At 63.3% G+C, this 10,294-nt stretch carries 5 protein-coding genes and 1 pseudogene; 1 reads left to right on the plus strand and 5 read right to left on the minus strand.

From position 1 onward, the window contains the following. Positions 1–41: 41 nt before the first annotated feature. The 5 genes from WH85_RS44840 to WH85_RS44860 form a co-directional block, all read right to left on the minus strand. A complete protein-coding gene (locus WH85_RS44840; RefSeq protein ID WP_045748327.1) occupies positions 42–3,317 on the minus strand; it encodes an NACHT domain-containing protein in 3,276 nt (1,091 codons plus the stop codon). Continuing rightward, positions 3,314–3,691, minus strand: a complete 378-nt coding sequence (locus WH85_RS44845) for a DUF6375 family protein (RefSeq protein ID WP_157411622.1) — start codon at positions 3,689–3,691, stop codon at positions 3,314–3,316. The genes WH85_RS44840 and WH85_RS44845 overlap by 4 nt, the downstream gene beginning before the upstream one ends. 32 nt (positions 3,692–3,723) lie before the next feature. After that, on the minus strand, positions 3,724–4,623 hold the full coding sequence (locus tag WH85_RS44850) for a radical SAM protein (protein ID WP_045748329.1): 900 nt from the start codon (positions 4,621–4,623) through the stop codon (positions 3,724–3,726). Positions 4,624–4,958: 335 nt separating this feature from the next. Beyond that, entirely contained in the window at positions 4,959–6,869 is a 1,911-nt protein-coding gene (locus WH85_RS49680) for a UvrD-helicase domain-containing protein (RefSeq protein WP_169792576.1), read from the minus strand. Continuing rightward, the gene (locus tag WH85_RS44860; RefSeq protein ID WP_083449750.1) at positions 6,869–8,881 is read right to left on the minus strand and encodes an ATP-dependent nuclease; all 2,013 of its coding nucleotides are present in this window, start codon (positions 8,879–8,881) and stop codon (positions 6,869–6,871) included. The genes WH85_RS49680 and WH85_RS44860 overlap by 1 nt, the downstream gene beginning before the upstream one ends. A gap of 519 nt (positions 8,882–9,400) precedes the next feature. Here WH85_RS44860 and WH85_RS44865 point away from each other — a divergent pair. Continuing rightward, positions 9,401–10,177: pseudogene (locus tag WH85_RS44865) on the plus strand (transposase family protein); the annotation flags it as partial. Positions 10,178–10,294 lie beyond the last annotated feature (117 nt).

Raw genomic sequence — 10,294 nt, forward strand, 5'->3', positions numbered from 1 at the left:
ACCCGCCGAATACGAGGCACTGCACGCGATGACCCACCCGGTCACCGCACCCCTGAAAACCAGCTAACCAACTCTCCACCAAACCCGGGGCTTGACAGTTCTTCGGGGAACGTGGGGTCGATGTCGGGCGTGATGTTGCGGCCGTTTTCGGCCCATATCCTCCGATGCCGATTGGTGTCGGTGAGCCTGCCGACCAACTCGTGGTAGGCGATCCAGCCGTACTTTTTGCCGTAGCGCTCCACGTCCGCCCGGTCTGTTCGAGCACGGTTTCTGAGGTAGGTGATGGACTGGTCGGTGTTGCCGAGCAACGACTCTCGCCAGCCGATCTCCCAGATTCGAGCCATGACTTCGCCACGGGCGCGGCAGTATTCGGGATGATCGAAGTCGTAGTTGTCCCTGCCGTCGATGATCGAGCCGATCACGTAGTTCTCGAAGTCGTCGCCGAAGGTGCGGGCGGCTTCGGCAGCGTTCGGATCGTCATCACTCATCACGGGTACAGCAGGCATGGCCGCGAATTTCAGCGCGAAAGGATCCACGCCGTGCGGAACGGCGGCAGGGTGGAGACTACCCGCGAGCTCGAAGGTTGCTCGGACGTAGCTGCGCAGGATTTCGTGCGCAGTTCGGGGAGCTGCGGTGTTGATCAATTGCTCGTTCAGGGTGACGAGCCACTCGGCGAGTGCTCGCTCGAAGGGTCCACCGGGATCGGGCAGCTGGTGGGTGGACGCTGTACCGAACGCTGCACCGACGATTCGCTCGACAACGTACGGATCATCCACGTTGAGCATTCGGGTGGCGAGGTCGAACATTCGTTTGGGATCGGGTCGGCCGTAGCGCTGCAGTGCCTTCGTCGCGAGATCTCGGACGTGCCGGGACGTGGAGGTGAGCAGCCAGGCGACGGACAGGGCGTTCAGATCATCCGCCGTCGTACGTGTCAGTTCCCGCGACCAGCGCTCGGCTAGTGCATGGAGGTCGTCGGTGAGATGCACCTCTGCTCGGCTACGAATCCACTCGGTCCACCGCTGATCGCGGTCCGCCAGCGGAAACCGCCGCAGTACCCGGTCGAGGAAGGCGGCGTTCAGTCGATGGCTGGCAGACTTGCGGACCTCCCACAGGCGATCGAACGCGGGCCGGATGCCGTTCCCCCGACGGCGACCCGCGGATCTCCAGTCCCAGGAGGGGAACAGCGCGGCGAGCTCGTCTACGGTCTCCCTATCCAGATAACCTGCCTCCGACTCCAGCTCCTGAGCCAGAATCCAGGAGCGATGCCCGGCTGGGGCGTGACGCCAGAGATGGTGGCCGCTGAAGCGGCGGGGCAGCAGACCGATCAGGCCGATGATGACGTCCTCACCGAGGGCATGGCCATCGACCTCGATGGCCTGCCAGAGGTCGCTCTTCGTGAGCCGGTCTTCGATGTCGGCAAGATTCGTGGATCGAAGTCTGGCGTCAGCGATCAGGTACCCGGCGAAACGGTCGAACAACAGCGCCGATACGTCCTCGCCGCTGTCGACCTCGTCGCGGAGCAGGACGCCTTCCTCGACCAGACGCCGGAAAAGGCTCTCGTCCCAGTCGGTCTGGCCTTCGTCGAGGATGGCCCGTGCGTCGTCCGAGGCGATCGTGCGGGTCCGGCGAGTCCACAGCTGTTCCGCGAGGGCGGCGAGTCGGCGTTTGATCTGGTCGGGCGGGATCGCCCTCCGGGCGGGATCGTCGGCCAGCCGGCGGATGACGTTCTCGCGGTACAGCTCGAACACGCCGCTCAGTGAGGTCGGTAATGCCTCGACGCCGACCACTCTGATGCGATCCGGATTGGCGGCCTCGCAGTACATCCGGACGAACAAGGGGGTCTTGAACATCGTTTTCGGAAGCCAGGCCCCGGCAGCGTTGATCAGGTAGTGCCGGAAGTACGTGGTGACGATCGCCCGGACCTCGGGCTCCTGCCATTCGAGGCTCACCTGCAGGGCCTCATCGGGTATCGCACGTTCGGCGAGTATCTCACGGAGGGTGACGACCAGGAGGACGTACGGGTATTTGTGCAGTTCAGGAACGGTCTCATCGAGTAGTGGGCGCCATTCGGACGGGCGTTCGGCTTCATTGAGTCCGTCGATGACCAGGGGGATGCGTGTGCCCGCCCGCGCACCGGCGGAATTTAGAGCCTCAAGAAGGTCTTCGAAACGCTCGACCCGGACGCCGGGAACCTTGCGCGCCAGGTCGTCGAGCGTGCTCCCGGATCGAAGTTTGCCGCCGTGGACGAACACGCCCGCTGTCGGCTTTCCCGCCGGTGAGGTGATCTCAGCGGCCAGGTGTGTTTTGCCCAGACCCGCGGGGGCCACAACCGCGACCATCGGCCGTTGCAGGTCCTCGATCCGCTGGGCCACCTCGCCCATGACCGTACGAATCTCGACGGCCACGCCGGAGATTTCGAGAGCTGCCGGGATCTGCCGTTTCCGAAGCTGTAGAAGGAGCGCTCGCAGCTGTCGGGGTGAGATGCCGGGAGGTCGTTGCTCCTCTAGCCGTTGCCGAACCTCTTCTGGACGGCGGTTCCTGCCCGCGTCGATGATCGTTTGAATGCCGGCGACGAATTTGTCCAGATCATCGACGAGCGTCTCGGCGGCCGTGCGTGTCGGCGTATCGCTGATCGTGGAGAGGGCGGCGCGTAGAGCGGCTGCCCGGGTCGTGATGTCCTGAGCGTGTTCGTCGAGCTCGTCGAATGACGCCGGGGCAAGGAGGACGCGTTCGATGTTTCGCTGCACATGGTTCGAGGTGTGCAGCGGCGGGAGCCAGCGAGCCTTGACCGGGCGGACGGATCGTTCATGGGCCTCCGCGAGGATGGTCGGCGTGAGGACAAGTTCGCCGAAGAACGTCGAGCGCAGTTCGTCGCAGCCGGCGAGCTCCGCCTCGTAGTTCTCCCCAGTCCACAGGTGCAGGGAGAGTTTTCTGGCCGATCCGAGCTCCACGAACCATTCTTCGTCCTTCTTTGCCGGGCGGAACGGCAGGCACAGCACGAAGTCCGTCAGGTTGGCGACGTGAACCTTCGCCTTGTCGAGGGCTTCTTCGATGAGGGTCCGCTGGCTCTTTGTCAGCTCGTTCTTGGCGGTGAGGATAAACCACTTACAGGACCATCCCCAGACGCGGCCAGGTCCGCCGAGCGGCCCGTCGTGTTCAACGCTGAGGTAGAACTCGACGCCTGGCTGCTGCCGTCTTTCTCGAAGTGGTCCCAACCCGCCGTATCGCCTGGAGACGATGGCGCGGGTGAGGACCTCGAAATTCTGGTCCGCGGCGCCGGGAAGCTTCTCGAGCTGAGCCAGATCCACCACGGTCATGCTTCCGCATCGATCTTTGGTGTGCGATCCTCGTTCCACCGATGGCGGGAGAATATCTCTACCCGTGCGCCCACGTTGAGGAGCACCTTCAGGAAGCCTTGGATGTCGGACTCTTCGGTCTTCACCGTGATGACGGCGTCATCCCGGGTGACCGTGTGGTCGAGGGCGTAGATGTCCACGTCATGGCGTCCCATGTCGTAGAGGCTCAGCTTGGCCAGTTCGTTGATGATCTGCCTCGGCATGCGCTCGTCCGGCCGTTGCCAGTGGTCGTCTGACCACTCGGCTTCTGCCAGGATCCGCAGGGCCTCCATCCGTTCCTGTGCTGTCGCGGCAAGCGCGGCTGATTCGAATGTGCCGACGAGGACCAGATCCATGGAGTGCTCCGAACCGTAGCTGCGCCAGATTTTCATATCGCCTGCCTCAGTTCGTGCGCCGCGGCCAGGAGGGAGCCGGTGACGGCGACGCCGGTGCGCGCGTACGCGTGGGGGCGTAGCGTGCCGGTCGCGTCGATGTGTAGGTGCGCTTCCAGCGGGTCTTCGCCGGGAATCGGTTCGGCGGTCACTACCGAGGATTCGATCCCGGTTCTCGAGATCGCGAGCCGGATCGGGGGGTTGGCGAGCTGGATCCACCGTACGAGGCGCTCGGCGTCGGAAGCGGAGATGCCCGGCTGGGTAGCGGTCGCCTGCTGCGGCAGCAGGAGGAGCTCGACCGCTCCCACGCCAGAGGCGAACTCGGCTATGTCGTCGAGTTCGCCGATGGTGCTCGCGTTGACAACGGTGTTGATGCCGATGGGCGCCAGCGACCGGAGCCGCATGGCCGCCGTGTGGACGGCTCCGAACGGGCGGCCACGGAGCCGTTCGTAGGTGTCGCCGACGCCGTCGACCGACAAACGCGCGAAGTGCACATTCCCCTGGAGGGATTCGACGAGGCGTGGGGTCAGCCGGTGGCCGTGGGTAGTGAACGTCACCGCCATCGCCGTCGATTGGCTGACCTGCTCACATATCTGTGCGAAGCGCGGATGTGTGGTGGGCTCGCCGCCGCCGAAGCCGATCCCGAGACATCCGGCGCCGGCGAGTTCAGCCGCCCAGGCGACTACACGGTCCGCGTTCAGCGTCGCGGCCTGCTTCGGCGCGTAGCAGTAGGCACAGCGGAGGTCGCACGCGTTGGTCAGGGCTATGGACAGGCACCGTGGAGACTGGGAGTAGTCATCGGTCGCGACGCGAACCTCATCGGCCAGGACGTTCAGCCCCGAATGGCGATCGAACAGATGTACCCCGGCTCGGGACCGGCGAATCTGCAGCGGCATCGGTTCGTCCTGGATTGATCAGCGATTCGAGTGATCTTGGGGCTCGATTTTACTCCATCACATCGCCGTGACGACCCGATGTATCCATCGGCGTGCTGCGTCGGCGACGGACCATCTCGTGGAGTTCGCAGTCTGGTCGGCGATGGCGAGCCGGTCTCAGGCATCGCGATAGCGGAGGAAGAGTTGGTGGGCTCGGCGGATCGTTCCGGCGAAGCGGACTCTCGACGACGTCTCGACATCCATCTATAGGGTTGGTTTATGCTGGTGGCCTTGCAGGTGGACCAGGCCGACGGTGTCGCAGCGAACCGGACGTTACCCGCCGCACAGTCTTAGATTTACAGTAGCGCTTCTCTGGTGAGATCACGCCAGCACTCATCCGAGCCTGCTGGAGCAAGGATCATTAGATTTTGTGCGGCACGTGAGAGTGCGACGTAAACAATGCGTTTTGTTTCACATTCCGTCATCGAATGCTTGAGAATTTTGTTCCACATCGCTGCCGACTGTGGGCACCCGCAACTCAGGGTCCTGCTTTTTACTACCAGCAGGACAGCGTCGTGGGTTTCTCCTTTGGAAGCGTGCGCAGTGGCGAATGCGACATGCACGTCACTGTAGGAAGAGTGTTTGATCCAATGACGGGCTTCGCGTGCGCCGAATAGTGACGACAGGAGGCGGTCTTGTTCTTTCTTGTCATCAGCGGCAAATCCGGCGCAGTCTTTCTCGAACCTCGCGCTTCTGTTAGCTGGTATGGCCCGTAGAGCCGTCGTGCAAATTGCGGCGCAGTCGGAGATCAGGGAGCAGGGTTCTTTTGAAAGAGCCGCTTCGAGCTCTTTCAGGTCATCGAAGAGGGCGATGCGGTAGGCCGCACCTTCGTCTTCGGCGATGCCCAATGCGCGCTTGGCTGCGGTTCTCATGTCGGCCGTAGATCGGTGGTCGCCTAGTTTCCGCAGCAGTGTCTCGTAGGCCTCAACGGCGGCGTACTGGTCGGAGATGTTGATCAGGTAGAGCACTCGGAGGAAGTCACGAGTGAGCGGGTCTTCCCATACGGTCCGTTTTGTTGCTGTTGCGGTGATGCCGGAGTATGCGGCCTCGAGTTGGCGTGCGTGTTCGGCGCCGCGGGCGAGGATCAGGAGGGTCTTCACATTCGTTTCGTTGCCGTCGTGTGGAGTCGTCTTGCTGAGTGTGGCGGCGAGCTCGTCGATTGCGGCTTTGAGTTCGCCGGTTCCGTCGCTGGCGGCGAATGGCCGGACGGTGACGGGCGCGGGGTAGGTCCGGTTCTTGCCGTCTTCTGCGGGGGCGAGTTGTGAGCCGTCGCCGGCGAGGGCGGTCAGAGTGGTGCAGATGGCGGGGCTGCAGCGGTAGCTGGCGGTCAGGGCGTGGCTGGTCCAGGGTGGGCCGGCGGTGGCTTTGGCGGTGAACAGTTCGGGTCGGGCGGTGTTCCATTCGTAGATGGCTTGGTTTTCGTCGCCGACGAGAACGACGTGGCGTAGGCCGGCTGTGATGAGGTGGTCGACGATGGCGTGCTGGATGTCGGTGAGGTCTTGAGCTTCGTCGATGATGAGGACGGGGAAGCGGCGGATGATTGCGGAGGTTAGGGCTGGTGAGGTGAGTAGCGCCTGGTATGCCAGGTAGTTGGCGTCGGCTTGGAGCGCGAGGCCGGTGGACCAGACGTGCCGTTTCGTGGCGACGATTTTGGCGGTGTTGGCGTCGGTGACGGGCTGTGCGATGACTGGTTTCGGTTTTGCGGGCCGCGGTGTGGCGTCGATGCGTAGGGGTTTGCCGTTGAGTCCGATGGTGTAGCAGTCGAACCACATGGTGGAGTAGGCGCTGGATGGTTTTGTGTTGTCCAGGGCCCAATGGTTTTTCCATTGTTGGTATGGTTCGCCGGTTAGTTTGGGCCGTTCACCGGTGAATGCCATTGGTCTGGTTCCGTGCGGTAGAAATATATACTGGTTGAGGAAGGCGTCGACGGTTCCGACGAAATGCGGGTTCTGGAGTAGTGCTTCGGCTTTCCCGAGTTTTCGGATTTTGTGCTCGATTTCGTCTTTGGCGACGTTGGTGTAGGAGAGCATGGCGATGCCTTGCCAGGGCTGGTGTCGTTCGTGCCAGTGTTCGACCAGGTCGATGCAGTAGCTGGTCAGGGTGGTGGTTTTACCTGTTCCTGGTCGGGCGGAGAGGATTCGTTGCCCGCTGACCGGCTTGCCGTGGTGGTCCCACAGCGCTGCGCGTTGCTCGTTGTTCAGGGGCATCAGGAGGCCGTTGTCGCGGCGTTGGCTTGGGTTGCTCCGGTGACGAAGGCGATGGCGTCGGTGATGTATTTGGGTACGGTGAATGCTCGGTTTGCGTCCTCGTCGGGTAATTCGGATAGGGCCTCGTGCAGATGGAAGGCGAACTCGGACTTGACCTTCTTGAAGGGGGCGTTGGTGTGCCAACTGGCATTCCATTCGTCCAGTTCGACGCAGGTGCCGAGGGTGTTTTCCTTCATTTTGCGGTAGGCGAGTGACGGCTGGTCGGCGTCAAGGAAGTCCTTGAGGTACGCGTCCATGTTGTCGGAGTTGATGTTGTCTGGGGCTGCCGTTCGGAGCGCGTCGCGGAGCAGTGCGAGCATCGGTTCGTTGCGGGTACCGGCGATCGCGGTGCGGAGGAGTCCGAATTCGAGTGTGCCGTAGCCCTTGGCGATCGCGGTTTGGCCGTCGATCTCGAGGCCGGGGTCGAGGTCGAACGTGGTGTCGTTGACGAAGGCTTGGTCGGTGGCGACGTCTCGGGGGCTTTCGTCGCCGTCGGTGATGAAGACGGCGCGGTGGTAGGGCCCTTCCGCGCCGGCGAAGAGGGGTCTGAAGTGTTCGAATCCCCAGGCGGAGCCGATGACGACGATTTCGATGCCGTGGTCGCGCAGGTTGTGGCCGATGAGTTCGGAGAAGCGTTGCATGAGCATGGCTTCGGTGACGCCTTCGACGAATACGGCGCCGGTGGCGAACAGCAGTTGGGAGCGGGAGACATCGAGGAATTTGTGCAGGTAGCGCTTGTCGCTGTCTCGGCCTTGGAATTGGTCGGCGAGGTGGAGGGGCGTAGCGGGGCCGTCGCCGGTGCTGCGTCGCATCACGATGATCTTGTCGAGGTCGGTTTTGGCGGTGATGGTGGGCGAGTGGGAGGTGACGAAGATTTGGTGGTCGGTGATTTGGTTGAGGGCGTGGAAGAAGGAGTCTTGTAGTTGGGGGTGAAGGTGGGCTTCGGGTTCTTCGATGAGGAAGAACCGGTGCATGTGTTGATCCACCTCGGCGTCGCCGCGTCGTGAGAGCACGATGCTGGCGTAGATCAGTTGGTTGATGCCGAGTCCGTTGCTGCTGAGCGGGAGGCCGCCGTTGCCGTGCAGCGAGTGCGCGAAGACGGGTGCCATGGTGCGGAAGAGGTCTTCGGAGATGCCTTGGGGTTCGAAGGTGAGGCTTTCGTCGCCGAGCTGGTAGGGCTTTGCGTAGGCGGCAAGGTTGCGGCTGGCTGCCGTGTGGTGTGTCCCGCCGGTGACTTCGCCGACCAGTTGGGCGAGGCGGGTGCGAAGTTCTTCGGGGATGGCTTTGCGTTTGGTGGCCATCGTGTCGGCGGTGTGGCTGATGATGAGTCGTTCGATCTCGGCGCCGACGCGGGTGCGGTCGTTGATGAGGTCGCGGAGCGGCGCGAGGTAGACGGCTTTCATCCAGTCCATGACGTCGTATGACACCGGGTTGGACAGGGTGGGGCCGCCACGGAGTTCTCCGCGGCCGGGTGTGTATCGGCCTGTTTTGGCGTTGAGTTCGAAGGTGACTTGGTACAGGAGTTTGAAGACGGTGTATTCGGTCGGCGGGGTTCCGATCGACGTGGTGTCGTCGACGCAGGCCATTTCGTAGAACTGGGCGGGTGGTGCGGAGTCACTTCGGCCGTAGAAGGTGGCGAGGAAGCTGATCTGCTTGGGGCCTTGCTCGGTGGTCTGGTCGAGGCACACGTCTGTCGGGCGTAGCCGGATGGTGTCTTCGCGTTTCTCGAAGCTTCCGAGGCCGAGGAGCAGGCGTAGTGCATCAACTGCTGCGGTTTTGGCGGCGTTGTTTGCCCCGATGATCACGTTGAGCCCGGGTTGGAACGTGAAGGTCGCGTCGCGGATGGCCCGGAAGTTCTTCACCTGCAGTGATCTGAGGAAGAAGGTGGGCGCCTGGGCGGAATGGGCGCTGTCAGCGATGGTGTCTACCAGGCCGTTAGCCGCGGTGCTTGTGGGGTCAGGTGGTAGAGACATGGGTCCTCGCCGGTTCTTCGCGGGTGGCTTGTCCGGTTGTTCTCCGCTGGTTTGGGGCTGTTGCCGGTGTATCGATCGGCAGCCTTCCCCTATGGAGGAGATGATCGTCGGACATGGGGTGCGCTTTCAGGCGGATGTTGGGGCGGCTGGGCGTGTCTCGAGGTTGGCGGTGTTGCCGCCGGCTCCTCCCCTGGTCGCTGTTGCTGATTTGTCGGTGTTGCCTCTCGCCGCGGCCTATGGAGGCGGTCTGGGTCGAGCTTGCGACGCTCGTTCCTGCGGGTCAGACCGGTCCGGGCTTGCGCTGGGGCCTACTCGCATTCGGGTCGTGGGTGGCTTTGTTTGGTGGGGCTCAGCGTTGGCCGGCGCTGTCTGGCGATGGTTCTGTTGTAGATCATGGAGCCTTTTTCATCGTGATGGTGCAGGTCGCGGCCGGGACGGGACACCGGGGTCGACATAGGACGAGGCTCCCGGTAAGACAGCAGTCGACCAAGATCCGATGCCCCAACCGGGAGCCTCGCTGTGCTGTCTTACCCTGCCGCGATTCCGTTGTCCACTCGCAGCCTGAACTACCTCGCCGGCCTCATCCGAGCCCACCGCAACCAGCGCAGGTCCCGGTGGCGGCGCCTCGACCCCGGCCGACAAGCCCTACTCGCCCTGGCCCACCTGCGTAACGGCGACACCCTGACCCGCCTGGCCTGCGGTTTCGAGATCGGCGTGACCACCGCCTGGCGCTACGTCCGCGAGGCCATCGACCTCCTCTCCGCCACCGCCGACGACCTCGACACGGCGATGTCCAGGATCCGGCTGCTCGCCTACGTGATCCTCGACGGCACCCTGATCGGAATCGACCGGGTCGCCGACCAGAAGCCGTACTACTCGGGCAAACACCGCCGACACGGCGTGAACGTGCAGGTCATAGCCGACGCGGCAGGCCGGCTCGTCTGGGCATCGGCAGCCCTGCCCGGTGCCGTCCACGACCTGACCGCAGCCCGCACACACACCATCATCGAGGCCTTGACCAGCGCGAACGTCATGACATTCGCCGACAAGGCCTACCAAGGCGCCCGCGGCAGCATCCGGACCCCGTTCAAACGCCACCGCTACCGGCCGAAACTCAACCCCTGGCAGAAGAAAGTCAACCGGGCACACGCCCGGATCCGCGCCATCGGCGAACGCGCCAACGGCGAACGCGCCAACGCCACCCTCAAAACCTGGAAGATCCTGACGAAACTCCGCTGCAGCCCGCACCGGGCGACCCCGATGGTCCAGGCCATTCTCGTCTTGCACCACGTTGAGAACCGGGACTGTAAAAAGAACGGCTCTGGCGCAGAAACGGTGGTGGAGGTGATCTGCCTATGCGAGCAGGATTCGCTGGCGTAGGAGGTCGAAGCCGGCGCGCCCGTACATTTGCCG

The sequence above is a fragment of the Actinoplanes rectilineatus genome, assembly GCF_000962825.1.
GTDB lineage: Bacteria > Actinomycetota > Actinomycetes > Mycobacteriales > Micromonosporaceae > Actinoplanes > Actinoplanes rectilineatus.

Coding starts and splice junctions, on each gene's coding strand:
- WH85_RS44840 (WP_045748327.1), bottom strand. CDS start 3,317: ATGACCGTGGTGGATCTGGCTCAGCTCGAGAAGCTTCCCGGCGCCGCG.
- WH85_RS44845 (WP_157411622.1), bottom strand. CDS start 3,691: ATGGATCTGGTCCTCGTCGGCACATTCGAATCAGCCGCGCTTGCCGCG.
- WH85_RS44850 (WP_045748329.1), bottom strand. CDS start 4,623: ATGCCGCTGCAGATTCGCCGGTCCCGAGCCGGGGTACATCTGTTCGAT.
- WH85_RS49680 (WP_169792576.1), bottom strand. CDS start 6,869: ATGCCCCTGAACAACGAGCAACGCGCAGCGCTGTGGGACCACCACGGC.
- WH85_RS44860 (WP_083449750.1), bottom strand. CDS start 8,881: ATGTCTCTACCACCTGACCCCACAAGCACCGCGGCTAACGGCCTGGTA.